This window comes from Dyadobacter sp. CY345 (assembly GCF_021502725.1).
In the GTDB taxonomy this organism is placed as follows: domain Bacteria; phylum Bacteroidota; class Bacteroidia; order Cytophagales; family Spirosomataceae; genus Dyadobacter.
In genome coordinates, this window is record NZ_JAKFFS010000005.1 from 255448 (window position 1) to 280973 (window position 25526).

The following is a 25526-nucleotide window of genomic DNA, read 5'->3' on the forward strand; positions in this document are numbered from 1 at the left end:
TAATACTTTAAAAACTCTTTTCACGCCATTATGTTAAAAAATACCGGACCGTTTTTTGTTTTAGTGCTTTTGTTTCAAAGTCTCAGTGGTATTTGCCAATCTGCCGACAGTACCCGCAGCTTTCCATTGAAGGGAAAATGGGCAGTTATATCAAAAGTTGAGGTAGAAAAATCTGACGGAAAAGTGATTAGTGAGAATGAAGAGGTCTACAAACCTGAGGAGAAATTTTTCGAGTTTGCAGAAAATAATACGGTAATAGTTTCACAAGACTTTGGTAAGCACTCAGAGAAATTACCTTTTCAACTGCAAGAAAACAATCTGAACATAGGAAAAATTAAAAAGAACAAAACCCCTTATCTCGTTCGTTTCCAAGGTGATGTTATTAAGCTTGCTAAAACAGAAGGCAGAGTCAAAAAAGGAAGAAAAATTCTAAAAACTGAGCAGGTGGTTTTGCGGAAAATCATTGCTCCAATGGAGTGAAGTTCTTATAATTCATCGAATATAGAAAGCCTTGCTGCTTATTCAGCATGATTTGCAGGTAATCTATAACCCGATACGTTGCTGGTACTATTTTTGTAAACAATATATTAAAGCATTATTCATCCAGGAAAATATAGAACTTATGAAAAAGATAATCGGATTAGGCGTCGTTACCGGAGTTGTTATTTTTGCGTATTTGCAATCGTTTAATAATAAGTTAAACAAACGGTTATTGGTTGAAGGTAAAAAAGAAAATGATCTGCCTGTATAAGAAATTTCAAGCATCTAAAAAAAGAAACAGGCATCAGAATATTTCTGGTGCCTGTTTCTTTTTATAAATATCGTATGTCTGCTCGCTATCTAAATTCACGTATTTTTCTCAATTATTCCCTAACGATCTGGGTATTATTTTGCGAGGTTCCGGCCACATAATATAGCTCTGCAACCGCTTTTTGATAGTCGGTCACTAATTCAGCCATTTTAATTCTCATATCAATAAGCTTTGTTTCCCGGCTATTGATTAAAAAGAGCGTGCTTTCGCCAAGATCAAATTTTGCAAGCTCACCGTTTACCAAAATCAACTGATTCTCTACACTCCGGGCCTGTATAATAAGCTGTGATTCATAGGCTAACAGCTTGTTATAGGAGTTCATAATACTGGTATTAATTTCCCTGCCAGTTTGCTGCAAATCAAAATTTAACGACTGTTGTTTCACTTTCACCTCCCGTAGTTTTCCGCGTTGTTCCCTTAAAAACAAAGGAAATGCAAAGTCCACACCCATTTTGTAATTACTCCATTGCAACTGATAACTATCCGCAACCTGAGGGCCAAAAGCATTGCGACTAGTCAGTAACGACGCGCTCACACTCAACTTAGGTTTTAATAATTCCCTACGATAGTTTCGTTCCAATTCAAGCTGCAAAGCTTTACTTTTCAGCATTAATATCTCCGGATGCTGACTCGCGGCATTGGCTAGCAATGTATCAATCTGCGTTCTGTCAGAGCCGGTTATTCTTTCAACAGGATTCTGAGGAATGGAATATTCCGGAAGTTCCATAGGTTCTCCCCTGTTGCTCCACAAATGATTTGACAGAATCAGGCGGGTATTAATAAGCTCTACTTTTATTTTTTCAAGTTGTAAACTACGCTCCTGATACGTAATCACGGCCTCAACGGAATCTATCGGCGGCTTATCTCCGAGTAACGTCTGATTTTTCACCGCTTCAAATCGTCTAAAAGCCAGCTCTGCACCTTCCCGCACCAGCGCATACTGACGATGTGCATAAAACCAGTTCCAGTAATCTTTTACTGCGTCAAACCAAACTTTGTTTATTTGTTTAATTTGTTCAGCTTCGGCATAGTTGACCATCACTTTTGATTGTCGCAACGTGTTTCTTCTTGCATCAATAAAAAAGCCCTGACCAATGGGAATGGCCAACCCGATCCCGGACAATCCGGCAGTACTGGTTTGGGTTTCAGGATTTGTATATTTACCGACAAACCGGTCGTAGCCAATCTTCAAATCTGCACCGCCAAGCCAAAGCGGGACTTTAAGCTCATTAGACCAGTTGTTATAATACTCGGTGTTACCAAAATCTTTTCTCCCAAAATGACTTTTGATAGCCGGATCGAAACCGCCCCATGCCTGCATCACTTTTGCCCTGGCCTCTTCGCTAAGCAATGCTGCCTGTTTTACGATAGGATGATTAAAAAAAACAATTTCTTCCAGATCTTTTAATTCAAATACTTTACTCGTGTCGCTGATCATATTCTGCTGCGCGAAACTTTTGGCACAGGACGCTAACAGCATAATAAACAGATAAATAGCAAATGTTTTATTATGCAAATGCTTCATTTTAAGCAATTTTAAAATCTCTACTAAACTCATTTCGCGACTCCCCCTGTCTTAGGTTCACCCTCTAGACTTGGCGGAAAGCCGTTCAGCTGCCGCCATATTTCATACCAGATAGGAACCGTTCGAAGGATTACCCGACCGTAAACACCTGAGCCTTGTCTCAGCTGTATAGGCCAAGGCTCGTCATTTTCAGGAACAGGGCTGGTTGGTCTGACGAGCAAACGATATTTGCCGCCTTGGCTGCTCACAAGGTCAATCACGGAAACCCGTCCAGAGAATGTTCCAACAGCTACCGATGGCCACCCTGAAAATTGTACAGACGGCCATCCTTCAAACTGCAGCCTAACTTCGCTATTGTTCAGAATCAACGGGACGTCCATCGCATCCACGTAAATTTCTGCTGCAACAAGAGGTTTTTCCGGCTGAAGCGTTGCAATAGACTCCCCTTCCTTAATGTTTTCACCGATACCAGCCTTTAATGTTTTAACAACATACCCACTTTGCGGCGCTCTGACCACGTACAATCCACGACGGATCTGCGTATTCGATATCTCGTTTCGGAGTTTGGATATTTCTCCCTGCGCCCCAACTTTGCTGGAAAAAGCAGAGCTCAGGTCAGATTGCGCCTTGGCAACCGACTGCTCATACTGCGCCTCAATATTGTCAAGTTCTATCCGGGCATTCAGCAACGATTGTTTCGAATTATTCAACTTGTTTTGCTGACTAATCACCTTCGCATTATCCTCCTGCAACTTCAATCTGCGTGACTCGATATCGGTCAGAGAAAATAAACCATTCAGGTAACCTGCCTCATAACGTGCCAGTCTGGATTTGCTGATTTCATAAAATTTCTGAACTGCAACCAGATCAGCGCTATCTATATCAACATTATTTTCCGCCTGCTTCACCTTATTCCGGGCAGAAGTTAATTGCAACTGAAGCGCTTTCTCCATCGCACGGATCTGGTCGGCGGTTGCCCGCATTCGTTGTGTAGCTGCGTCCTCGCTACCTACCTTCGCCGCCAACTGCTCCTGTAATCGAAGTGGCAATTGAGGATCAAAATAGGATTGACTGGTTTCCGAAATGATCAATATGGTATCACCCACATTCACTTTTTGCCCTTCCCGAACAGCCCAATGTTCTATTCTTCCCCCAATCTGATTCTGTACTGTCTGAGGCCGGTCTTCAGGCCGTAACGCAGTCACTACTCCACGACCCGGAATGGTTTGTCGCCAGGGAAGAAACAATCCCAGAAGGAAGATCAAAAGTAGAATCAACATGATCCTTCCTAAAAGACGTTGTCCGCGCGTAACCAGAATTTCCCGACTGGAAAGTGTTCCTAACTCTTCCCACTTTCCCTCTTCAAAATAATTTTTAGTTTCAGAAATCATGGTTCACCTCACTTTCTTCTAATTCCAGATCTGTCACAGCGGCTAGTTTTTCACTTCCTGTAACCATATCAAAGATTGTATTAAGACTTGTCATAAATTTTTCCACAGCATAGCTAATTTGTACAATAATTACCTCAGCCGCCACAAACTGACCAAGCGTCATCTGACGTTCGACCACATAATAAGAACCCAGGAGCAAGAGACCGCCCATTAATACTGTCCTCAAAGCTACTGAGCTCGCAAAAAACTTTCTCAGAATCTTGAAATGATCATTTCGGGCTTTCAGATAATTAGCAGTTATCTTGTCGGTCTTGAAAATTACCTCCGCAAGTTTTCCTGGAATGTTTCTGTACTCATCAAGGTTGGATGCTACATTTTCAAGGTACGCCACAACTTCATATTTATATTCCGATTCCTTAATACTTGTTTTAACGCCGATTTTGTAAAAAAAGAAAAGCATCAAAACAATGACCATAACGGTTAGAATTCCGAAAACCATAAATATTGGGTGATAAAATGAAAGCAGGATGGCTGCAAAGAAAATCTGCACGGCCGCAGCAACGACATCCACAAGCAATTTCGTAAGCCCTTTCTGAATTGTGATCACATCAAAAAAACGGTTTACAAGTTCCGCAGGGTTCTCTCCTTCAAACTCTTTCCTTTTTATTCTCGGAAAACGATAGGCAAATTCCACAGTTGCTTTTGCAAATATTTTCTGCTCAATCATCTCAACAAGGGTGAGCTGCCCGATCAGCATCATACCTCCTACGGCAACACCCAGCAGAACAACCCCTATTAAAATATACGTCGAGCTGTATAGCGCGCCGTTCGACAGAAAGTTAAAAACCGCGGTTGTACCCAGTGGTAACGTCAGGCCGATCAGGCCGATCAAAATGGCGTAAACAAAGATATAATTGATGGTCGTGCGCTCTACGTAGAGCATACCAAGAAGCCTTTGCCATGGGGTTGGCGCATCAGCTTTGTGTTTTTTCTTCATTAAAATGATGGGTTAAACCTTAAAATTCGAACACTGTTTTTTACCAAATTTGGATCAATTCACTCAATAAAGCTTATCTCCGGCACAAAATTGTGGCCAATTCATGAGAATCGGTTAAGAATGAGATTAGAATCTTTCTAATAACTGATCAAACTTGGAATGGAGGGGGAAATGGTGTTCATTTCATAAAGATGAGAGGCAGATATGCCATCAAAAAATTCTTAGCACCCAGGGTATCACTTTCGTACAAATTTTGCATTCTGAAATAGGAGTTATTATAAAGGTGTTTGACTAATTGGAAAATTATGAAAAATGTATGCCACACTGAATGACAGTGTCAAAGGCAATTCTTCGTAGTACAAACGATCATTTTTTTGAAAGTGATTAAAAATCAAAAATATTTTTCCAATAAGTATCTGATTCTCCTGAGTGTTTAACTGACGGTGAATCTTTTTTTTCAAATATACCTGCAAAAAGTGATAATTATTTTCGACTTGCCAAATTCTTTTTGATTCGGCTCAGCGTTTCCGGGGCGATACCCAGGTAAGAAGCAACGAGGTTTTGCGGTACGCGTTCAATCATCTTTGGGTTTGATTCCGCTAGTTCAACATACTTTTCTTCGGCGGTATGGGTGTTAGAACTCATCAGACGTCGCTCTTTCGTCACGATGCTGTTTTGATAAAGTATGCGAAAATATCTGTCCATGATCGGGACGGCAATTGTTATATCTTCATAATCCTGCCGCGAGATTTGCAGCAACTCCGAATCTTCAATGGCGTCAATATTATAGATTGCCGGTTTTCCAGTCAAAAAACTACTAAAATCTGACAGCCACCAGCCTTCCCAACCAAAAACACTCATATGCTCAATGCCCTTCTCATCCACATTATAGGTTCGTAGCAGCCCTGATGCTATAAAAGTTAAGTATTTACATACATCGCCTTCCTGCAATAAATACTGTCTTTTCCTCAGTCTTTTCGAAACGAAAAATGTTTTAATTGTCTCTTTCTCATCGTTTGTCAGCGTTACTTTTTCCTGGATGTGGCTAAAAAGTACATCGATCATAATTGGAACGTTTTTTTACTATTCGCAAAGATAATTTTTCCGGGTGACAGTAATGAATAATTAATCCGCCAATGACCTCTTGATTTGGATCAAGTACCCGGGTTGATACACATCATTCCGCAGGACATTCCAACCTGGTAATTTTGTACCACTGGCAAGTGTAATACAGATAATGTTTTGTTACGATCGTTAACTAAATTATCGATAACTAAACCTGGCCGTTTATAAACTTTAACTAATAAAAATACTATGTCAAATATTGCATTGGTGGTTGGAGCAACTGGTATAACCGGAAGCAACCTCGCAGAAAAATTAATTGAAAAAGGATGGATTACCTATGGTCTCGCCCGCAATCCCCAAGATAATATAGCCGGTCTTATTCCTGTTGCAGCTGACCTTCTAAATCCGGAAGATTTGGTAACAAAGCTAGCTGATGTTGCGCCAACCCATGTTTTTTTCACGACATGGATGCGACAGGATACCGAAGCTGAAAATATCAGGGTTAACAGCGCTATGATCCGAAATTTACTGGAAGTACTTTCTGAGAAAAAATCGATTCAGCATGTGGCGCTCGTAACAGGATTAAAACACTATTTGGGGCCATTTGAGGCATACGCTAAGACCGGCACATTACCAGAAACACCTGTCCGCGAGGAACATCCGAGACTTGACCTGGAAAATTTCTATTATGCACAGGAAGACGAAGTTTATGCCGCATCGGAACGTGACGGATTTACTTGGAGCATTCACAGACCACATTCTGTAATTGGAAAAGCAGTCGGCAATTTGATGAATATGGGCACGACACTGGCTGTTTACGCCTCGATTTGCAAAATTACCGGGAGGCCTTTCCACTTTCCGGGATCTGCAGAGCAATGGAATGGATTATCAGATGTTACAGATGCAAAGATTCTTGCCGAGCATATGATATGGGCTGCAACCACAGATGCGGCTCACAACGAAGCCTTCAACATTGCTAATGGCGATATATTTCGCTGGAAATGGTTGTGGGAGCAGATAGCAAAGTGGTTCGAAATTGAGGCAGTCGGTTTTGATGGGACTATTCATCCACTGGAATTGGATATGGAAAATGATAGTAATAACTGGAAGGAGATTGCTGGGAAGTACAATTTAAGAGAAAATGAGATTAATCGACTAGCGTCTGCCTGGCACACTGATCTTGATCTGGGCCGCCCGATGGAAGTGATGACAGATATGTCCAAAAGCCGCAAGTTGGGCTTTACAATATATCAGGACACAAGAGATTCCTTTTTTGACTTATTCCAAAGATTGCGGTCGGAAAATCTGATACCATAAGAAAAGAAAAGGGCATGCTCACACATGCCCTACTTTCTTATAATCCCTCAGAATATCCGTCTGATGTTTTGAATTTATCAACGGTACCTTTTGCCTTATCAGCTACGGAAATTACCGTATCAATTGCTTTATCAGCATAAGTATCAACAGAATTGCTCGCTCTGTTAGCCGCTGTGTCCACTTTTTCTTTCACGTTATCTACTAATCCTGTGGCCATATCTTTCGTTTTAGCCCACTGGTTTTTAAGATCATCCGTTTTTTGGTCCGCCAGATCCTTTAATTCCTGACGAATTTCCTGCCCTGATTTTGGAGCATAAAGTATTGCAGCAATTGCTCCAATCACAGCTCCTAATAATAACCCGGTAGCAAAACCTGCACCTTCGGACTCATTCGTTTCATCATCTTCGTGATATGATCTCATAGCTTTTTGTTTTGTTGTGAGCTTTAAGCTATCTATAAATCCGTGCCACGGTAAAACAGAATGCCAAAATGCCATCAATAAATCATTATAAACCTCAGCTACAAAAGAGAACGTAGATCTGATCGGTGGGGAAATAATTTTGCATGTTGCTTATTCATCTACAATTGAGCCTCGAAAAATGGTAGCTAGCTCGGGAAATTCCACATTGGCAATTCTATTCGTGCCATCAGCGAACGAATAATTTTTGTAGTTAACCTTTCCAGAACCACCGATATTTTTAATTTGATAAATTAGCTTTTCGCAGTCAATTTTTTTACAAGAAGTCCATAACCTAAGGTACTAATTCCTGCATAGCTAAATTTCTATTGAAGGCATATATCAAAATTAATACAGCATAACTTTTTCCTTAGTCAACACAGATCAACTTCTCCACATTATTCCCCAGATTTTTGAAGGCACAATAATTATAAATCCTTGATTGACAAGTCAAGCCGCAATACTTGTGTTTGAAAGCTTAAATATTTGATCTAAACCTTATACCCTAATAAGCATGAAAATCGGAATTATTGCACACTTGAAATATCCTATCTCAAAACCATTTATGGGCGGCCTTGAAGCATTCACTTATGATATCTGCCAGCGCTTACTGGCGCGTGGGCACGACGTTCTACTATATGCCTGCGCATCCTCCGACCCCATTTTAAATGTAAAACCAATCCTTTGTGAGTCTGACCACAAACCCATTACCTCGTCACGATTCAATTCGCGAGAACTGAGCACTGAATTTATTACGACACATCATGCATATGTAGAAATGATGCAGGATATTGACAGCGATCAGCTTGACGTAATTTTTAATAACAGCCTGAATTATGTGCCGATCATGATGTCTGCACTGGTGAAGGCGCCCATGGTAACTGTTTTGCATACGCCGCCTATCTTCGAATTAAAAAATGCAATCCGACATGAGCAGTCTTTCGGTAACATAAAATATATTTCTGTCTCGAAATCGAATGCTGAGAACTGGAAAAATTATGCACCTGATTGTGAAGTTATCCCGAACGGTATTGACCTAAAAACCTGGCAATATTATCCGGAAAGTGATGGCGATTATATCTTCTGGTTTGGAAGAATTCATCCGGACAAAGGTTTACATCTGGCCATTCAGGCTGCCAAAGCTGCGGGTAAAAAATTAAAAATTGCTGGCGCAATCAGCGACACATTTTATTATGAAGAAGTCATTTTACCGCTTGTAGATGATAACATTGAACTAATAGGCCACTGCGATCAGAGCAGGCTCAATGAATTAATTGGCAATGCCCAGGCCTGCTTAATCACACCTTGCTGGGACGAACCTTTCGGGCTGGTGGTTGCCGAATCGCTTGCCTGTGGCACCCCTGTGGCGGGAATTTCACGCGGAGCTTTGCCTGATTTATTATCCAAATCAACCGGAAGCTTATCTCAGGGTGAAGATATTGATCAACTGGCGGAATGTATAGTTCAAGCTACCAGACTTAGCCGGAAAGATTGCCGTGACCGGGCAGAACATTATTTTGATGTGGAGAAAATGACCGATCAGTACGAGTATGTCTTGCAGGCAGCAGTACAGAATAATAAGCAAAAAGGAATGAAATTCAATGTCATATAATTACGCGTTTTATATACATCACCATGGATCTGGCCATTTGATGCGTTCGGTAGCAATTGCAAGGAATCTGCCCAAAGGAACCGTATCATTTTTAGGAAGCGGATTGGCTCGCTACAAAGAAGTTGTCCCGGATTATATCCAGTGCATTGAGCTACCGGGTGATATGATAAGCGAAGTTGATAAGATTGCTTTTACTGCGGATGTGGATTTTTTGCATTACGTACCCATTAATTTAAAATCTGCGGCTGAGAGAACTGCTAAAATCACGGTAAGTTTGAACGGGCTCTTTCCGGTACTACTCATCGTAGACGTATCTGTTGAAATTGCACTACTGGCAGCACTTACGAGCATTCCAACCGTTGTGATTCGTCAGAATGGTGATCGAAATGACCTTGCACACCTGAATGCTTATCAAAGTGCCCGTATGCTGCTTGCGCCATGTACCCGGGATTTAATGAATCCGTCAGCGAATGAATGGGTGGACAAGAAAACATATTTTTCGGGAGGTTTTTCCAGGTATACTGGCATATGTTCAAATGCCGGGGAAGTAAATCCAATTCCCGGATCAATTGGCGTGATGACGGGCATGGGCGGAACCTCACTGGGACTGCCGTTTGTTCGGCGACTTGCGGAAGCATGTAAAAGCAGTAAGATACATGTGATCGGTTCTCTGGCAGGACATGAAGAATTGGATCTTCCTGACAATGTCCATATACTTGGCTCCGTTCAGGATCCGTTGGAGCAACTTCGAACCTATGAGGTAATTATAGGAAATGCAGGCCACAATACGGTCATGGAAATGGCTGATCTGAATAAATATTTTATTTGTATACCTGAAACGCGGCCATTCAACGAGCAATTTGCAAAAGCAAAATTGCTGCAAGACAATAAAATGGCCATTGTCGTTCATCCGCATCAAATCATGGAGGCAGATTGGGAAGAACTCGTATCTCAGGCAAAGCGCCTGCCATCCGATCGGTGGAATGGTGTAATAAATCAGCAGGCTCCTGAAAAGATTTGCGAGGAACTTGTTATACTAGGGAATCAACTTTTTGGTAACACTTAATTTATCTGGAAATTTTAGCTTTTACCGCATATCTTGCTTTGTAGAAACTCTAATTGCTTAAAAATGTCAGGATCAGAGGTGGATTTTCAATCTTATTTATCTAATGCCGCATTTTCCAAAAAATAATCTTGAATTGATATTGATATTTTCGAAATGACTCAGCCGCGGATTATAGCTGCGATAATATAAAGCAAATCCTTGCGAATATAGCCTGATCATTTTCTTTGCAGAAATACAATCATCATCCAAAAAATCTTATTGGAGGCTTTCCTGATCAGTATATCCGGCAAACTGATTTTTATCTTTTTTGTTCTTCCAGGCATAAATACAAAACCGCCCGGGTAAGACCCAGGCGGTTTTTAAATTATACTTAAAAGATTATGCTGGAATTTTTCTTGGTTTTTCACGCTCCCAAAAACGGTGCTGCGCAATCGCCAGAATAAATTTATCTGCCAGTTCTTCGACATCATCAACTACAACAACACCCTCTCTAAGAACTGTTTCTTCTGAATAATCGTCAGGAAGTTTACTGCTAAAATAGGTTGCTTCAAGCACCTGGATCGCAGCTTTATCAGCAGCAATTGCCTTGCAATGCTTGAATGCTTCATTTAGGAAGTGGATGGCATCAGCTTCCGCTTCAAGCGTAGCCACACTGTTTGTCCCTGCCGGAACATAAACTGCATCATAGAGCACAGAAGCTGCCGTTAAAAAGCTGTGATCAACAACAATCTGAGCGTCACTTTCTGCAATAATATAGTTTAAGCGCGGCGCAATAACTTCAACCACTGCACCGGCTGCCATCAACGCATCTTTGACAGTTGTCAAGGAAATCTCATCAACGCCATCGGCTGCAAGTATGGCAATCTTTCTTGTTTTGATACTGTCTTTAACAGTTCCAGCCATACTCAATGCAGATGAAATCGCAACGCTGCTTCTTACAATTGTAGGATCATAATCAGCAGGATCTCCGTCTGCCGGAATGCTATGATTCAAAGGCAAAGCCGGATCCTGAGGTACCGGAAGTCGGAGTGCAAACGCGACCTCAGCGGCAAGGCCAGAATCAATTAACGACAAAATACCAAGCATACGCTCACGTATCGCTACTGTTTTAACTTTTCCAAGCTCAAAACTGAATGCGTCTACAATATGGTTTCTTTCGGGATCAGACTGGCTGTCGAGAAATAGTTTTGCCTGGCTGAAATGATCCAGGAAGCTTTTGCTTCTTGCCCGCACTTTTCTAGCTTCGATGCGCTCAGGATAGCTTGTGAAGCCACCTTCTGAAGCCTTTGCCTGAGCAGGGAAACCATTTCCTAATGTATTTGGGTTGTAACTCGATTTGCCTTTGTCAATCGTTTGGCGCATATAGCCATCCCGCTGATTGTTACGAACCGGATTCAATGGCCGGTTAATAGGAATCTGCTGGAAATTAGGTCCACCTAAACGAATAAGCTGTGTATCTGTATATGAAAACAATCTTCCCTGTAAAAGAGGATCATTTGTAAAATCAATTCCGGCAACAACGTGTCCGATATGATAAGCAACCTGTTCAGTTTCAGCAAAGAAATTATCCGGGTTACGGTTCAGCGTCATTTTTCCTATGCGTTGCACAGGTACGAGTTCTTCCGGAATAAGTTTAGTCGAGTCAAGAAGATCAAAATCAAATTTGAATTCGTCCTCCTCGGAAACGATCTGCACACCAAGTTCCCACTCGGGGAAATTGCCGCTTTCTATCGCATCCCATAAATCTCTTCTATGATAATCAGGATCCTTACCTGAAATATTTTGTGCTTCATCCCAAGCCACAGAGTGAACACCCAAAAGAGGCTTCCAATGGAATTTAACAAAACTGGATACACCTTCTGCATTGATAAAACGGAAGGTATGCACACCAAAACCTTCCATCATCCGATAACTTCTCGGCAGTGCCCGATCGCTCATCGCCCACATAATCATGTGTGCAGACTCAGGCGTCAGAGAGATAAAATCCCAAAATGTATCATGAGCCGATGCAGCCTGAGGAATCTCATTATCCGGCTCTGGCTTTACAGCATGAATCAAATCAGGAAATTTGATAGCATCCTGAATAAAGAATACTGGCATGTTATTACCTACCAGGTCAAAGTTTCCTTCATCAGTGTAAAATTTCACTGCAAATCCTCGCACATCTCTGGCCAAATCCGTAGATCCGCGTGAACCGGCAACCGTCGAAAACCTGACAAATACAGGTGTCTCAATTGAGGTATCATTCAAAAACTGAGCTTTGGTCAGTGCCGACTGAGACTCGTATAATTTAAAGACACCATGTGCTCCTGAACCACGGGCGTGTACAACCCTTTCAGGAATGCGCTCGTGGTCAAAATGCGTAATTTTTTCTCTTAAAATAAAATCCTCTAAAAGAGCAGAACCGCGGTCACCTGCTTTTAGTGAATTCTGATCGTCATTTATTCTAACCCCATGATTTGTAGTCATCAGGGTTCCAGTGGCATCAACTTTATCTGCGTTCAGGTCAACGATTTTATCATTGTCCGGTTGTTCGTCCTGTTTTATTTCTTTATTGGTCGCCATGAAAATTTTTTCAGTTTGTTTAATATTACGCTTCGTCTGCTGCTTTGTAATTCACTTCGTTTTCAGCGATTTCAGTCAGTAAAGCATCTGCTTTTTTTTCCTCAGCCAAGGTTGTGTTCAAAATTTCTGCAACATCGTCTAAACCTAATGTTACCGCTAATTGCGCAAGCCCTCCATAACTGGCGATTTCATAATGCTCAACCTTTTGAGAAGCCAGGATTATTCCAACATCGCGGGTAGCTGTTCCTGCATCTGTACTTTCAACGATTCCTTCAGCCTCTTTGGAAATTCCTTCCATGGCATCGCATTTTTTTGCAATAGCTTTTTCTCCCAGTAGTTCGAAGACTTGTTCCAGTCTTTTGACATGGCCTGCGGTTTGAGTAAGATGCTCCTCAATTGCCGCACTTAACTTCCCGGAAGTTGCCGCCTGGATCATTTTGGGCAGCGCTTTAACCAGGTGGTTTTCGGCCCAGTAAATGTCACGGATACCGTCTAAAAAAAGCTCCATCAATGCTGGCTCAGCACCAGCTGATGTTTTCGTTTTGAATTTCGGCTCAGTGCCGCTTGCGTTTTCCATTAGTTAATTGATTAAGTGTTTATGTATGTTATCAAAATATATACCAGTCGCCATTAAATGACTTAAATGTGTCTGTCGGTATGGCAGCAAAACACAATCGTTGCATCCTTTCGAATAAATCGAGTGAGGATGCAACGATGTAGAATTATAGAATTGAAAACTATATCACAGCAGATTCAAATTGATAAATCACATTCTAATGTCAGACAAACCTGCTTATTTTCCTGCGCAACTACGCTCTTGAAATTTATGGAAAAACTTACATTACTTCATTTTAAACGAAGTTCTGAATTCTGACGCTGCATAGTCCTGGGCTTCCTTTGCCTCGGGTACCAGTGCATCCGTTCCAAAAAATTCATGTGTCGTTCCCTGATACAATTTTCTCGTCACCTTCACCCCTGCAGCTTCCAGTTTTTCTTTCAGCGTATTTCCCTCCGTTTCAAGCGGATCAATTTGCGCAGAGATGATTGTAGTCGGCGGCAGATTTTTTAGATCAGCATCTACGATAGAGATTCTTGTATCCTTTGACTCTTTCGGAACGTCGTTCAGATAATGCATGAGAAACCATTTGATCGAAGGTTTGTCAAGCGGTTTTGCATTTGAATATTTAATATACGAGGCCGTATTAGTATCAGAAGCCGCGACAGGATAAACCAAAAGCTGGTGCTTAGGCATTCTTTCTCCTTTGTCTCTGGCCATAATACTTACGTTAGCAGCAAGATTTCCTCCGGCACTTTCCCCGGCCACTCCTATTTTGCTCGTATCGCCATTCATGCCACCTATATTTTTCACAACCCAGCCATAAGCCTGATAAGCATCATTGTGAGCGGTCGGAAATTTATACTCTGGACCTTTCCTATATCCAACCGAAACGACAATTGCACCTACCTTTTCAGATAATGCCCGCGCAGAAGCATCATAAACATCGATATTTGCAATAACCCATCCACCACCATGATAATAGACGATTACAGGAAAGGGCCCTGTTCCGGTTTTTGGTTTATAAATCCGGGCATGTATTACTCCATCATACACAGCAATTTTGACGCCGGAAGTATCCACCATTGGCAATTTGGGAGTTATGTTGTTTTCAGCCAGAAGGTCCATCACGGCATCCTTAACGGTATGATTCATGCGGGCACGTTGAGGCGTAAGCGTTGGCAAAGGCGGATCCTGGTAACTAATCAGTTTTTCGATAACCACCCACATCTGATCGGTAATGTCGGGAGCCCACTCCGGCTTCGGAGTTTTTGGTTTTAAGTTAACAACTGGCTCGGTGCTGTGGTCTGTACACGCGTTTGAAAAGAGAATAACGCCTGCCATCACGAAAAGGAATAACCCGTTGGCGATCCTTATCTGGATTTTGAATTTTTGTTTCATGATAATGTAGGATGATGAAATTTGACAGGCGCGTTATAAACAATTATTCCAGCAGTGCAATACTTTGAAAATCATAGCATTAAAGAATATTATACAACTAAAGGGAGTAGTTGCGATGAAGATTTGTCAAGTGTGACCTTTGAGTAACCTTAATTTGTATCTATTGCTATTTAATGCGTATAAGTTTTCCCGTTGCAATTCGCAACGGGAAAATAAAATTTAAGGTTTTAGAACTACCTTAACGCAATCATCCTGCTTTTCATCAAATATTTTGTAGCCAAGTGCAGCATCTTCCAATGGCATCGAATGCGTGATAATATCATCAAGAACTACCTTTTCATCACGGACAAGATCGATCAAATGATCGATGTAATTCAATACCGGAGCCTGCCCCTGTTTGATTGTAATTCCCTTATCGAAAATCCGGAACAACGGAAAATTATCATAAGGCGAACCATATACGCCAACAATAGAAACTGTTCCCATCCTTCTCACTGCTTCAAAACACATATCGAGCACCTTCATCGAACCCTTTTCAAGATGGATGGTTGCCTTGGCTTTATCAATTAGATTACGTTCCGGTTCAAAACCTACGGCGTCAACACAAACGTCAGCACCTCGTCCGCCAGTCATCTGCCGAATCACTTCAACCACATCAACTTTATTAGGATTCAGCGTATCGACATTGTTAACTTTTTTTGCTTTTTCTAAACGATAATCCAGTGGATCAATCGCAATTACCCGGCTTGCGCCATGCAGCCAGGCAGCTTTCTGTGCCATTAATCCAACAGGGCCACAGCCAAAGACTGCAACAACTTCCCCACCCTTCATTTGAGCCCAATCTATCGCTGACCAACCCGTTGGAAATATGTCAGTTAAGAACAAAACTTGCTCATCAGTCATGTTATCAGGGACAATTCTCGGACTTACATCTGCGTAAGGAACGCGAACATACTGAGCCTGCCCACCGGAATATCCTCCGTAAAGGTCCGTATACCCAAAAAGAGCCGCACCTTTTTCATTTAATAAATTACCACCTGGGCCATAATTTTTGTAATTGGAATTCTCACAAGCGGGTGATGCTTCATGAGTGCAGAAAAAACATTTTCCACAAGCAATAGGAAACGGAACGACCACCCTGTCGCCTTTCTTCAGATTTGTTATCGCGGAGCCGGTTTCCTCTACTATTCCCATAAACTCGTGACCCATAACCAGATCGTCTTTTTGAGGGACAGCACCGCTCAAAATGTGCAAATCCGAACCACAGATGGCTGTCGAAGTAACCTTTAAAATAATATCCCTCGGATCCAGAATCTGCGGATCCGGTACGTTGTCTACGCTAATGTCCCCAGGTTTGTGAAATACTGCAGCTTTCATAAATATGTTTTGTTTGTTGATGAAGTGATTTTTGATGTGCCTGGTTTAACATAACTATGCCAGTACATTTGCCTCCGAAATAATCGGTGGATGAATTGAGATTTGTATTTCACGCAACGTGCAGGACCAGAACACTAGTAGGTATATACGTAAAATGATCGGTCACTATGGAGCTACTAATAATTTCGAATTCAAATCATTAGTTTAATTCAAAACAGCAGAACATTAGAAAATTAAAGCGGCGTAATCGCCTAATCAATCAATAGTATTTTCCTGAATGCCGTGATTGAGACCTTTCGTTTTCTTTTGCGAGATCTTTTTTTGCAACCATTCCGGATATTGTGAATCATCTTCTGCGTCATAGACACGTAATTGCTGATCTGGTTCAGGAATCAATAGGTCCGCCTGCTCACACCCCAAAATCTTTGCAGCTGTTTGAACCCCTGAATATGTCGCGCCAGCCACTCCATTGGCAAGTATGCTGGCTCCACACAAATACAAGTTCTCGATTTCACTTTCAGGTTTAAAAGAAAAAGCACCTATCTGCCAGAAGTTTTTCTCAGTTCCATATACGCAGCCATTCGTTGAGTCCAGATAAAACATATTGGTCAGCGGAGTACCTAATTCTTTTTGCACAATATGATTTCGGACGTCCGGCAAAACTCTTTCTAATCCATCAAGCAATTTTTCAGTCAGCCGTTCTTTCAAAGCAAAGTATTCAACTGAGTGACTTTCGCCTTCACTTTTAAAAATATCAAAAGCCTCATGGCCAATAAGGGTTATGACTTCAATGGTATGATTTGTTCCGTCGTAACTCGTTGGATCTTTCAGTGTGCTGCAGCTGATAAAAAGACTATTAAACTCATCATAACTGTCCAGGTCGGGTCTCATCTGCTCGTGATAAATTTCATCAGGATCCCTGTCAGCCATAAGCCAAATATTACCTGAATCCATACCTGCTTTGCTGACATCCATATTCACAGTTAAAAACAGCATAAGGGAAGTACACGAATATTTGGTATTGCTAAGCTGCTTAAACAGTTTAGGGCTCAGGTTATCCGCGCCCACAAGGCCAAGAAACGTTTTACCTGGATCTGTATTGGAGATAATACGTTTGGCATAAATACGTTCTCCGTCGGCAAGCTCCACACCGATCGCCTTCTTCTTTTTGTCTCCTGAAAGCAAAATTCGCTTTACATTTTTACTTGTCTGTATTTGGCCTCCATGCTTTTTGACGGCTTTTGTCATGGCCTTAACAATTGCTGCTCCGCCGCCCATGGGATAAAATCCGCCATTGGAATAATGGTCCATCACGGCGGCATGATAAGGAAAACAGGCCTTTCCCGGCGGCAGCCCATGGTCACCGCACTGAATGTTGAGAACCTTTTTGAGCAAAGGATTTTTTATATGCCAGTCAATAACCCGCTTCAAACTGAACAGACCGTATTTACCTAAATGTCTGGTTTTCCAGGGAATTGTCAGATGATCCATAAAACCATTCATTTCTGAAATAGCTCCCAGCTGACTACTCACATTTTTTATCAGGGTTAAATATTTTTTCAGGCCTTTTTTTTCTTCGGGAAAACGTTCTGATAACACACGATACATTTCGTCATAACCAGCAGGAATATCTACACTTTCTACACCGATCCGGCAATGTTCGTATCCGCTTGTGTTCATTTCAAAAAACACAAGATCATTAGCTATACCCAAACCCTTATAGAGCTTGCCAGTAGATTGATCTTTCCCAAGTTGCCCCAGATAATGTACACCGGGAGAAAAACGCTGTCCGTTAATATAAAAACTATGACACCAACCGCCCGGAACGTTATGCTGTTCAAGTACCAGCACTTTTTGCCCCTTCCGAGCCAGACAAATTGCCGCAGAAAGTCCACCTGCCCCAGATCCAATAATTAATGTGTCAAATTCCATATTACGCTATATACGAATTTAATGCCAGCCAGGATTATTACAAAAATTATTGGTGAGCAGCACTTGAAAAATTAAGCACAAAATTGAGTAGTGCTCATTGATAATATCCCAACCCTGAATTGATATAAAGACACTCCAACCTATCGTTTACTACAATTGGTATAATTTTAGTGGTATCCTATTTTCAAAACATAAAGCATAAAATACTACGAAATATGGGCAATACAACTGAATATAAGGATTGGCTTTCAAATGTAAATCTGGATGACCATCAAGACGTATACGATCTTTATAACTCGATAAATAATTATGAGACAGCTGGCAAATTTCATACTTCAAAGGAAGTAACAAATAATGGCAGTGAATATTTTGTAAAAGCGGAAGGTAACCAGGATCCTTTGCACCTTAAATCAGAAGACGAGAAATTTTCTTTCCTGCAATTTCTTGCCGATGAATATACAGATTCGGGAGATGGTAATGTGGAAACCTGGTACAATCTGAAAAAAGAAGTTAATAAAATTGATTGATCAGTGGCCGTAATGGCCACATTGAATATTAGATTTTAAAACAATGCCTGACTATTTGGTCGGGCATTGTTTTGTTTAATGGTAAATTATTCAGACTTGGCACCATAACATACAATTTCTCCAGCGGGAATAGTCAGTCGAATCGATTTACCATTTCTAACTTCCACATTGAGCTCATTCGGACATTCATTGGTACCGTGGAGACAATACAGTTTTGAGCCTATTGGATGAATTTTATCATCGATGGTAACGTGAATAGTTGCTGTCGAAATTTGATTTAGATTTATAGCGCACAAATATTCCATATTATCCAAAATCCGTGACCAGGCCAGGACATTAAAATACTGGTCGCCTGATTCATTCGGATAATAAAAGTCAACCCCGTTTTCACTAACCTGACGCTCGTAGAATTTCCCGTTGATTAACGCCGGATATTCCCGCAAAAACTCTTCCAACGCTGTCATTCTATTGTCACTCGATTTGTACCGTTCGACAAAAGATACCAACGCTACGTTATATCCTGTCGGAAGCATATTAGCCTTAAAGATCTGAGCCGGACTTGCAATTATCTCTGTCATAAGCTGCCGTAGTTATCTGGTGAAAGTGTAAATACTGATCTTACAAATCATATACCAATGTTAATGGTTTTATCAATGTCAGCGCCCAATGAATGGTTTTCTTCAAATTATAAATCAAGCTATTTAACTAACGAAATATTTAACGCAACAAAAAATCTGTTGTTGATTTATACAAGCAATAACCGCCCTGGGACATTTACTTCAAATATTGAAAAAAGTAGCTTTGAAAATGGTTCCGCTAAACCGGACTCCCATTTTTCACGCAATTTTCAATAAACTTTAAGTACTATGGGCCACAAACAGATCGCTTACAAATATCAACAAGTCGGGAATTTAAACATTTTTTATCGTGAATCCGGAGATCCTTCCAAAGCGACGATTGTGCTGCTCCACGGATTTCCAACTTCCTCACACATGTACCGGCGCCTGTTGCTTGAATTATCTGACGAATTTCATCTGATTGCGCCAGACTACCCAGGTTTTGGCAACAGCGACTTTCCTTCGCCAGATAAGTTTGAATATTCGTTTGCCAACATTTCAAATACTATTAACCAGTTTCTGCAAAATCTGAACTTGGCGAAATACGTGTTCATGATACAGGATTACGGAGCTCCGGTTGGGTTCAGAATCGCGACTGCCCATCCTGAAAGAGTCAGAGGTTTTATCGTACAGAATGGAAATGCGTATGAAGAAGGGCTTAGTGACGGCTTTGCAGATTCCAGAAGGTTCTGGCAAAACAGAACTCCGGAAACGGAAAAACCAATGCGGGCATTATTTGGCCTGGAAAGCATCAGGTGGCAGTATACTTTCGGTGCGCGAAATCCCGAGAATATCAGCCCTGATACCTGGGATCTCGATCATGCAAAAATTTCCAGACCTGGAAATCACGAAGCCCAATTAGACCTGCTTCACGATTATCAAACCAACATAAAACTTTATCCGGAATGGCAACAATATCTGAGGGATAACCAACCGCCGATGCTGATAACATGGGGACGTAATGATCCGTTTTTCCCGGAACCTGGTGCAAAAGCATATTTAAACGATGTTAAAAATGCAGAATATTATTCGTACGATACCGGTCACTTTGCCCTTGAAGAAGACGGATTGGATATCTCAAATAAAATCAGGGGCTTTATGCAACGTTTACCTGCGGAAAGATGAAAAGTGCTTATTGTGATAAATTAGCATTCCTCAATTTGTACCAAAAAGCCATGTCCGTTTTAAACATGGCTTTTTCGTGTGACAAGTCTTTGCATATCTCGCCGGCATTCAGAAATAAATCTGCTTTTCAGATCGTCACAAGTTTGCAACTTTGACCAATAATATTCTTGATTTCTCCGTCTGGCGCAACATCACTATTCACCAGATCGAAAACAGTTTTCGAAAAATCATACATACTTTTTGGCAACTTATTTTGTTCCCGCTGCCTTGATAATCACCTCAGCAACTTTTTCAGGTTTGGAGAGCAGAGCAACGTGACTGGCAGGAAGGTGATAGACGGTTGCGTGGATCTTTGCTGCCATTTCAGTTTCCAGTTGCGGCGCAATCACTTGATCATTATCAGATACAATGTAAAAACTCGGTTTATTTTTCCATGCCGGGTTAGATATCTTCGCACCTAATGTACTCACGTGAAACCGGCCCTGGCCTGCGGCAAGCACCATTGCCTCCTGCTTTGGCAAATCCTGAGCAAAATGTTTTACAATAGTTTCTTCTTTAAGGCGGATATAACCATCTGTGATTACCGGGTCGGAAAAACCGGGCACGTTGGGTATTTTTCTGACTTCATAGGCTTCCTTACTGATACTTTCCAGGCTCTGTCCTTCATCCGGCGCATAGGCGGCAACGTACACCAAAGCTTTTACCCGCTCGTCATTTCCCGCTTGAGTAATGACAGCGCCTCCCCAAGAGTGTCCTACCAATACAACATTTCCTTTGGCCTCGGTAATGGCCCGGTTGACAAAAGCGACGTCATCGTTTAAAGAAGTCAGCGGATTTTGAACAGCAATAACCTGGAACCCTTGTTTTTGCAAGATCGGTATTACTTTGTTCCAGCTCGAACCATCTGCAAATGCGCCATGGACCAGAATAATGGTAGGCTTTTCTTCAACATTCTCTAACGAGGAGGTGTGATCATCTGGCTCGGAAAAAGACATCATTGGACACATAATTAATAGCAGTGCCAAACTGGCCAAATTGGCCAAAACTGATTTTGAAAGTTTCATATTGTTTATTTAAAATGTAAATGCAAGTCTATAACAAAAGAAATTATATTGAACGATACGTTATGTACGCAAACAGGTCTGTTCAGTTGGTCTTCTGTATAATGTTTTACTAATTTTAAAAACCGGCAGGACATGTTTTCCGGTAATCTGTAAAATTGCAGCCGCATCCCATTTTGAAGAATTTACTGAAATGAGCAGTATCTTCAAATCCCAGTTTATATGCAATGGCCTTCATACTGACACCTTCAACCAAGGCCATTCGCTTTGCTTGCAGCAATAATCGTTTTCTAATATTTGCACTTGCTGACATTCCTGTTTCCTGTTTGATAATCTGATTGAGATAATTTGGTGTAACGGACAACTCATTGGCATAATCCATCACCTTTTTGTTCACATGGTAACGCCGTTCAAGCAGATCAAAAAACCTCTTTGCCAGCGAACTCATATCTGCCTTGAACGATGAACGATGCACAACGGACCGTTGCCTGAGCAAATAGAGCAGAACGATCCTGATATATCCTGAAAGAACTTCCATTTTCTGACCATGCGAATCTTTTAATTCCTGACGCATGCATTGAATGACACTCATGATCGTTGCAGTTGTCATGCCATCAATTTCAAATACACGTGAAATGCAATACGAGAGATTTGGGTAAGGTGAGTTGAGATCCGTTGGAATAATTCCGGCAGGAAACCGGACAACAAGCCCTTCCAGATCATATGCGGATCTGATATGATATGCCAGGCTGGGTGCCAGAAAAAGGATCATTCCTTCCGAAACCTCGATCGTTTCGAGTTCAAACATAATTTGAAAATGCCCTTTGGTGAGCCAGATAAGTTCAACAACCTGCTCCTGTTTGACATGGCGTACTGAAAAATATCCGGCATGTAACGGAAGTATCTCAAAGGGTTCGCTGGCAGACACCGGAAATTCTACCGGCCGGTGAACCAGATTGGGAGGTGCTATAAAGCTTTTCATAACCATTGATTATTTACTATTTTAACAGAGAAATTCCGGATCAATGTTTGCATTTACTGCAAAACTTAAATTCTTTCATGTAGCCAGCGTAGTATGTCCTTCACTACAATGCCATGGTATTTGTCATTAAGAAGATCGTGATAATGCCCCTCGTACAATTTCAGCCGCTTGTCCGTTGAAGAAGCTTGCTCGAAAAAGTATTTGCTTCCGCTCGGGTTTGTCGCTTTGTCGGCAGTGCCATGCAGTATAAGGAGCGGCAGATTTATTTCGGACATATTATTTTTCAAAAAGTCTGCGGCATATAATAACTGCTGCATTGTTTTTGCCGGTTGCTTTTCGTTTGCCAGCAGTGGATCGTTATTCATTGTTTCAACAACAGACTGGTCACGGGAAAAATCCTGATTATTTAATTTAACGAGCCTTGTGTGGGGAATCAGGTTGCCAAGTAGCTTCATTACCGCCAAAGCAAAGCCGGGAACGGGAAGATGAAAAGCAAAGCTCTCAGCAATGAGTCCTTTTAATTTGGCTTGATGCGTTACTGCGTAAACAGATGCGAACACACCTCCTGCACTATGGCCTAAAAGAAAAATAGGCCGGTTTGGATGTTCACATATTATGATTTCGATCAATTGGTCAATGTCCGAGATGATATCTCTGTAATCCGAAATGTAGTATCGTTCACCATCCGATTCTCCCCGGCCGCGAAGATCGAGGGCATACACTTCGTACTGATGTTCGTTGAGCTGTGCAGCAAAGTTTTTATAATATCCGCTGTGGGAATTTAGCCCATGGATGATGATTACGACACACTTTGGTCTTCCGCCATTAACCCAGTTTCGATAAAAAATATTTTGGCCCTTATCGTTACCGAAATTTGATGTCCGTTCCGTAGATCTCGATTCCATGGATTGATTTGAGTTTTGATGTACTAAATCCCTTTCTAAAAGTTATAGTAACCAAACACATGCCAAACGGAGACACTACCGGAAGCAATCAGTGTAAATTATTTAAATAATTAACATACAAGTAGTTATAAAATTTTATCAATGTAAGGGAAACCTAAGGACAGGTATACTGTTCCGAAAATATCGGAGCGAGCCATGGCAGACTCCGGAAAAAAAGTAGGCCGGATTGGATTTTTATTTATTATAAAGGCCTCACGAAGGATTTAAAAAATCTTCCCTCCTGATACCCAGTTTTGCCATTTTAGATTCCAGCGTCGTTGGTTTTATATTGAGAATTTCCGCAGCGCCTTCCGCTCCACGGATGAGGCCTTTGGATTTTTTTAGAATGGAAATGATATATTCTCGTTCCGTTTCTCTCTGGACATGCTTAACATCTTCAAGCGTTTCAATATTTTTCTTGCCGGCTAATTCGGCGGAAGATGAAGTTAGGCTACGCATCAGTTCCAGTTTCGCTTTTCCGTCGTTGAGAATAACAGATTGCTCAATTACATTAACAAGTTCACGAATATTTCCGGGCCAGTCGTATGCTTGCATTTCCTCGATCATCGATTCCGCAATACCGTTGAATTCCTTGTTAAATTCTGTGCAAAATTTGTTAGCAAAAAATAACGAAAGTGCCATGATATCTCCTTTCCTCTCTCTTAGGGGCGGCAGTGTAATGGGGAAAACATTCAGACGATAATATAAATCCAGCCTGAATGTGCCCTTCGCTACTTCCTTTTCAAGGTTCCGGTTCGTTGCGGCAATGATCCGGACATTTACTTTCCTCGACGAATTACTACCCACATATTCAATTTCCTTTTCCTGCAAAACCCGCAACAACTTTACCTGCATTTCAAGCGGCAACTCTCCTATTTCGTCCAGGAATATCGTACCTCCTTCTGCCTGTTCAAACTTACCTTTTCGTTTTTCAAAGGCACCGGTGAACGAACCCTTTTCGTGCCCATATAGCTCAGATTCAATTAAGGCAGCAGGAATAGCGGCGCAATTCACCTTTATAAACGGCCCCTTTTTTCTGGGTGAAAGTGTATGGACAGCCAATGCAACATTCTCCTTGCCAGTACCGCTCTCGCCCAAAATCAAAATCGAAGTACTGTATGGGGCCACCTGCATAGTATGATCTAAGGCTGCCAATAATAGCGGATCGCTTCCGACTATTCCTTTAAACCCAGGAACAAACGCCGACTGAACGGCTAAATAATTGCCAGATTTTGGCAGAGCTGTTTTCGAAGTTACCGCCACATCCGGGTGTAAATCTGCTGATTCACGCAGAAACAAATTAATCCGATTCAATAACGCAATATGATTTTTTGTATAGATATCTGGCTGTCGGCTATAAAAGAAATAATGCACCAATGACCCGTTCTTCAACTGGACTGGATATACGAGGTATGATTGCAGTTTAAAGGCGTCACAAAATACGTTCGGAAGCGTCATAAGTCCGGCTGTCTGATTTGAAATTCCGACATTGTAAATGACGGCTTGATTGTCAGAATCAGAAATGGCAATTATTTTGGACATTGCGGTTTCATTGAAACCTGTGATCGTCATTAACTCCTTTTTCCCGATAAATTGATATTCATCATATCCGATTCGCAGATAAGCCATATCGTCAAACTGCGAGGCATTAAGTGGCCGAGAGCCGACCACTATAAGATCAAAAGGAATATGAGCTTGTATCGTCTTAGAAATATGGAGTAACTTTTGGTGAGGGGCTGTCGTATTGTTGCTTATTTCTGCTAATTGTTTTTGCAAGATTTCTTCCTGACGCAATCTTGATTCGAAGCTATGCCTAAGACGATAAATAGCAATGTCTATGGCCACAAGCAGATCTTTTTTTCGGAATGGCTTGACGATAAATCCATAAGGATCAGTGGTTTTGGCTTCTTCAAGTATTTCCTGGCTGGAATTCGCCGATATGTAAACAAATGCAATATTTTCAGCTTTTAGTTTTTTGGCCAGGTCTATCCCCGATTGTTTCCCATCCAATCTAATATCCAGAAGTACAAGGTCCGGCTTGTGTTTTTGCAGAATTTCATCAGCTTCTTCAAATGATGCAGCGATGCCACTGATCCGGTATCCCGCCTCCTTTAAAATTACCCGTAAATCATTCGCAACAACAAATTCGTCTTCTACAATCAACACATTATCATTCATAACTTTTATGATTTGGCATA

At 41.4% G+C, this 25526-nt stretch carries 22 protein-coding genes; 7 read left to right on the forward strand and 15 right to left on the reverse strand.

Going from position 1 to position 25526, the window contains the following annotated elements; translation table 11 throughout:
• Nucleotides 1–30: 30 nt before the first annotated feature.
• Nucleotides 31–480, forward strand: a complete 450-nt coding sequence (locus tag L0657_RS21660; protein ID WP_235152856.1) for a hypothetical protein — start codon at nt 31–33, stop codon at nt 478–480.
• 142 nt (nt 481–622) lie between these two features.
• Nucleotides 623–751: a hypothetical protein gene (locus L0657_RS27955; protein WP_255718092.1), complete on the forward strand. Its 129-nt coding sequence runs from the start codon at nt 623–625 to the stop codon at nt 749–751.
• A gap of 112 nt (nt 752–863) precedes the next feature.
• Here the strand turns inward: L0657_RS27955 and L0657_RS21665 are convergent, their stop codons facing one another.
• From L0657_RS21665 to L0657_RS21680, 4 genes are all read right to left on the reverse strand, one after another.
• Nucleotides 864–2336 (reverse strand): TolC family protein, encoded by a 1473-nt coding sequence (locus tag L0657_RS21665; protein WP_235152857.1) that lies wholly within the window; start codon nt 2334–2336, stop codon nt 864–866.
• Nucleotides 2337–2365: 29 nt separating this feature from the next.
• Nucleotides 2366–3727: an HlyD family secretion protein gene (locus L0657_RS21670; protein WP_235152858.1), complete on the reverse strand. Its 1362-nt coding sequence runs from the start codon at nt 3725–3727 to the stop codon at nt 2366–2368.
• On the reverse strand, nt 3717–4724 hold the full coding sequence (locus L0657_RS21675; protein WP_235152859.1) for an ABC transporter transmembrane domain-containing protein: 1008 nt from the start codon (nt 4722–4724) through the stop codon (nt 3717–3719). Before L0657_RS21675 ends, L0657_RS21670 begins: the two co-directional genes overlap by 11 nt.
• Before the next feature lie 483 nt (nt 4725–5207).
• The gene (locus L0657_RS21680) at nt 5208–5789 is read right to left on the reverse strand and encodes a Crp/Fnr family transcriptional regulator (protein ID WP_235152860.1); all 582 of its coding nucleotides are present in this window, start codon (nt 5787–5789) and stop codon (nt 5208–5210) included.
• 249 nt (nt 5790–6038) lie between these two features.
• On the opposite strand from L0657_RS21680, the gene L0657_RS21685 reads away from it, so the two are divergent.
• A complete protein-coding gene (locus L0657_RS21685; RefSeq protein WP_235152861.1) occupies nt 6039–7106 on the forward strand; it encodes an SDR family oxidoreductase in 1068 nt (355 codons plus the stop codon).
• 37 nt (nt 7107–7143) lie between these two features.
• Here L0657_RS21685 and L0657_RS21690 read toward each other — a convergent pair whose 3' ends face one another.
• Nucleotides 7144–7527, reverse strand: a complete 384-nt coding sequence (locus tag L0657_RS21690; RefSeq protein WP_235152862.1) for a YtxH domain-containing protein — start codon at nt 7525–7527, stop codon at nt 7144–7146.
• A gap of 550 nt (nt 7528–8077) precedes the next feature.
• On the opposite strand from L0657_RS21690, the gene L0657_RS21695 reads away from it, so the two are divergent.
• Nucleotides 8078–9175, forward strand: a complete 1098-nt coding sequence (locus L0657_RS21695; RefSeq protein WP_235152863.1) for a glycosyltransferase — start codon at nt 8078–8080, stop codon at nt 9173–9175.
• Nucleotides 9165–10241: a glycosyltransferase gene (locus tag L0657_RS21700; RefSeq protein WP_235152864.1), complete on the forward strand. Its 1077-nt coding sequence runs from the start codon at nt 9165–9167 to the stop codon at nt 10239–10241. The genes L0657_RS21695 and L0657_RS21700 overlap by 11 nt, the downstream gene beginning before the upstream one ends.
• Nucleotides 10242–10619: 378 nt before the next feature.
• On the opposite strand, the gene L0657_RS21705 is transcribed toward L0657_RS21700, so the two are convergent.
• The 5 genes from L0657_RS21705 to L0657_RS21725 form a co-directional block, all read right to left on the reverse strand.
• Nucleotides 10620–12806: a catalase gene (locus L0657_RS21705; protein WP_235152865.1), complete on the reverse strand. Its 2187-nt coding sequence runs from the start codon at nt 12804–12806 to the stop codon at nt 10620–10622.
• A 25-nt stretch (nt 12807–12831) separates the two neighbouring features.
• Nucleotides 12832–13383, reverse strand: a complete 552-nt coding sequence (locus tag L0657_RS21710) for a ferritin-like domain-containing protein (protein WP_235152866.1) — start codon at nt 13381–13383, stop codon at nt 12832–12834.
• 264 nt (nt 13384–13647) lie between these two features.
• Complete coding sequence (locus tag L0657_RS21715) at nt 13648–14763, reverse strand: alpha/beta hydrolase (RefSeq protein ID WP_235152867.1); 1116 nt, start codon at nt 14761–14763, stop codon at nt 13648–13650.
• 219 nt (nt 14764–14982) lie between these two features.
• Nucleotides 14983–16140 carry a zinc-dependent alcohol dehydrogenase gene (locus tag L0657_RS21720; RefSeq protein WP_235152868.1) on the reverse strand — a complete coding sequence of 386 codons (1158 nt, stop codon included), beginning with the start codon at nt 16138–16140 and terminating at the stop codon, nt 14983–14985.
• A gap of 255 nt (nt 16141–16395) precedes the next feature.
• Nucleotides 16396–18072, reverse strand: a complete 1677-nt coding sequence (locus L0657_RS21725) for an NAD(P)/FAD-dependent oxidoreductase (RefSeq protein WP_235152869.1) — start codon at nt 18070–18072, stop codon at nt 16396–16398.
• Nucleotides 18073–18287: 215 nt separating this feature from the next.
• Between L0657_RS21725 and L0657_RS21730 the strand changes: the two genes are divergently transcribed.
• Nucleotides 18288–18599, forward strand: a complete 312-nt coding sequence (locus tag L0657_RS21730; protein WP_235152870.1) for a hypothetical protein — start codon at nt 18288–18290, stop codon at nt 18597–18599.
• Nucleotides 18600–18685: 86 nt separating this feature from the next.
• On the opposite strand, the gene L0657_RS21735 is transcribed toward L0657_RS21730, so the two are convergent.
• A complete protein-coding gene (locus tag L0657_RS21735) occupies nt 18686–19177 on the reverse strand; it encodes a hypothetical protein (RefSeq protein ID WP_235152871.1) in 492 nt (163 codons plus the stop codon).
• Nucleotides 19178–19465: 288 nt separating this feature from the next.
• Between L0657_RS21735 and L0657_RS21740 the strand changes: the two genes are divergently transcribed.
• Nucleotides 19466–20341 carry an alpha/beta fold hydrolase gene (locus L0657_RS21740; RefSeq protein ID WP_235152872.1) on the forward strand — a complete coding sequence of 292 codons (876 nt, stop codon included), beginning with the start codon at nt 19466–19468 and terminating at the stop codon, nt 20339–20341.
• Between the two features lie 248 nt (nt 20342–20589).
• On the opposite strand, the gene L0657_RS21745 is transcribed toward L0657_RS21740, so the two are convergent.
• From L0657_RS21745 to L0657_RS21760, 4 genes are all read right to left on the reverse strand, one after another.
• A complete protein-coding gene (locus L0657_RS21745) occupies nt 20590–21339 on the reverse strand; it encodes an alpha/beta fold hydrolase (protein WP_235152873.1) in 750 nt (249 codons plus the stop codon).
• Between the two features lie 181 nt (nt 21340–21520).
• On the reverse strand, nt 21521–22384 hold the full coding sequence (locus tag L0657_RS21750) for an AraC family transcriptional regulator (protein ID WP_235152874.1): 864 nt from the start codon (nt 22382–22384) through the stop codon (nt 21521–21523).
• Between the two features lie 65 nt (nt 22385–22449).
• The gene (locus L0657_RS21755; RefSeq protein ID WP_235152875.1) at nt 22450–23289 is read right to left on the reverse strand and encodes an alpha/beta hydrolase; all 840 of its coding nucleotides are present in this window, start codon (nt 23287–23289) and stop codon (nt 22450–22452) included.
• 252 nt (nt 23290–23541) lie between these two features.
• Nucleotides 23542–25506 (reverse strand): sigma 54-interacting response regulator, encoded by a 1965-nt coding sequence (locus L0657_RS21760; protein WP_235152876.1) that lies wholly within the window; start codon nt 25504–25506, stop codon nt 23542–23544.
• Nucleotides 25507–25526 lie beyond the last annotated feature (20 nt).

Excerpts from the sequence above, each read along its gene's own strand:
- L0657_RS21660 (WP_235152856.1), top strand. The coding sequence starts at position 31 with ATGTTAAAAAATACCGGACCGTTTTTTGTTTTAGTGCTTTTGTTTCAA.
- L0657_RS27955 (WP_255718092.1), top strand. The coding sequence starts at position 623 with ATGAAAAAGATAATCGGATTAGGCGTCGTTACCGGAGTTGTTATTTTT.
- L0657_RS21665 (WP_235152857.1), bottom strand. The coding sequence starts at position 2,336 with ATGAAGCATTTGCATAATAAAACATTTGCTATTTATCTGTTTATTATG.
- L0657_RS21670 (WP_235152858.1), bottom strand. The coding sequence starts at position 3,727 with ATGATTTCTGAAACTAAAAATTATTTTGAAGAGGGAAAGTGGGAAGAG.
- L0657_RS21675 (WP_235152859.1), bottom strand. The coding sequence starts at position 4,724 with ATGAAGAAAAAACACAAAGCTGATGCGCCAACCCCATGGCAAAGGCTT.
- L0657_RS21680 (WP_235152860.1), bottom strand. The coding sequence starts at position 5,789 with ATGATCGATGTACTTTTTAGCCACATCCAGGAAAAAGTAACGCTGACA.
- L0657_RS21685 (WP_235152861.1), top strand. The coding sequence starts at position 6,039 with ATGTCAAATATTGCATTGGTGGTTGGAGCAACTGGTATAACCGGAAGC.
- L0657_RS21690 (WP_235152862.1), bottom strand. The coding sequence starts at position 7,527 with ATGAGATCATATCACGAAGATGATGAAACGAATGAGTCCGAAGGTGCA.
- L0657_RS21695 (WP_235152863.1), top strand. The coding sequence starts at position 8,078 with ATGAAAATCGGAATTATTGCACACTTGAAATATCCTATCTCAAAACCA.
- L0657_RS21700 (WP_235152864.1), top strand. The coding sequence starts at position 9,165 with ATGTCATATAATTACGCGTTTTATATACATCACCATGGATCTGGCCAT.
- L0657_RS21705 (WP_235152865.1), bottom strand. The coding sequence starts at position 12,806 with ATGGCGACCAATAAAGAAATAAAACAGGACGAACAACCGGACAATGAT.
- L0657_RS21710 (WP_235152866.1), bottom strand. The coding sequence starts at position 13,383 with ATGGAAAACGCAAGCGGCACTGAGCCGAAATTCAAAACGAAAACATCA.
- L0657_RS21715 (WP_235152867.1), bottom strand. The coding sequence starts at position 14,763 with ATGAAACAAAAATTCAAAATCCAGATAAGGATCGCCAACGGGTTATTC.
- L0657_RS21720 (WP_235152868.1), bottom strand. The coding sequence starts at position 16,140 with ATGAAAGCTGCAGTATTTCACAAACCTGGGGACATTAGCGTAGACAAC.
- L0657_RS21725 (WP_235152869.1), bottom strand. The coding sequence starts at position 18,072 with ATGGAATTTGACACATTAATTATTGGATCTGGGGCAGGTGGACTTTCT.
- L0657_RS21730 (WP_235152870.1), top strand. The coding sequence starts at position 18,288 with ATGGGCAATACAACTGAATATAAGGATTGGCTTTCAAATGTAAATCTG.
- L0657_RS21735 (WP_235152871.1), bottom strand. The coding sequence starts at position 19,177 with ATGACAGAGATAATTGCAAGTCCGGCTCAGATCTTTAAGGCTAATATG.
- L0657_RS21740 (WP_235152872.1), top strand. The coding sequence starts at position 19,466 with ATGGGCCACAAACAGATCGCTTACAAATATCAACAAGTCGGGAATTTA.
- L0657_RS21745 (WP_235152873.1), bottom strand. The coding sequence starts at position 21,339 with ATGATGTCTTTTTCCGAGCCAGATGATCACACCTCCTCGTTAGAGAAT.
- L0657_RS21750 (WP_235152874.1), bottom strand. The coding sequence starts at position 22,384 with ATGAAAAGCTTTATAGCACCTCCCAATCTGGTTCACCGGCCGGTAGAA.
- L0657_RS21755 (WP_235152875.1), bottom strand. The coding sequence starts at position 23,289 with ATGGAATCGAGATCTACGGAACGGACATCAAATTTCGGTAACGATAAG.
- L0657_RS21760 (WP_235152876.1), bottom strand. The coding sequence starts at position 25,506 with ATGAATGATAATGTGTTGATTGTAGAAGACGAATTTGTTGTTGCGAAT.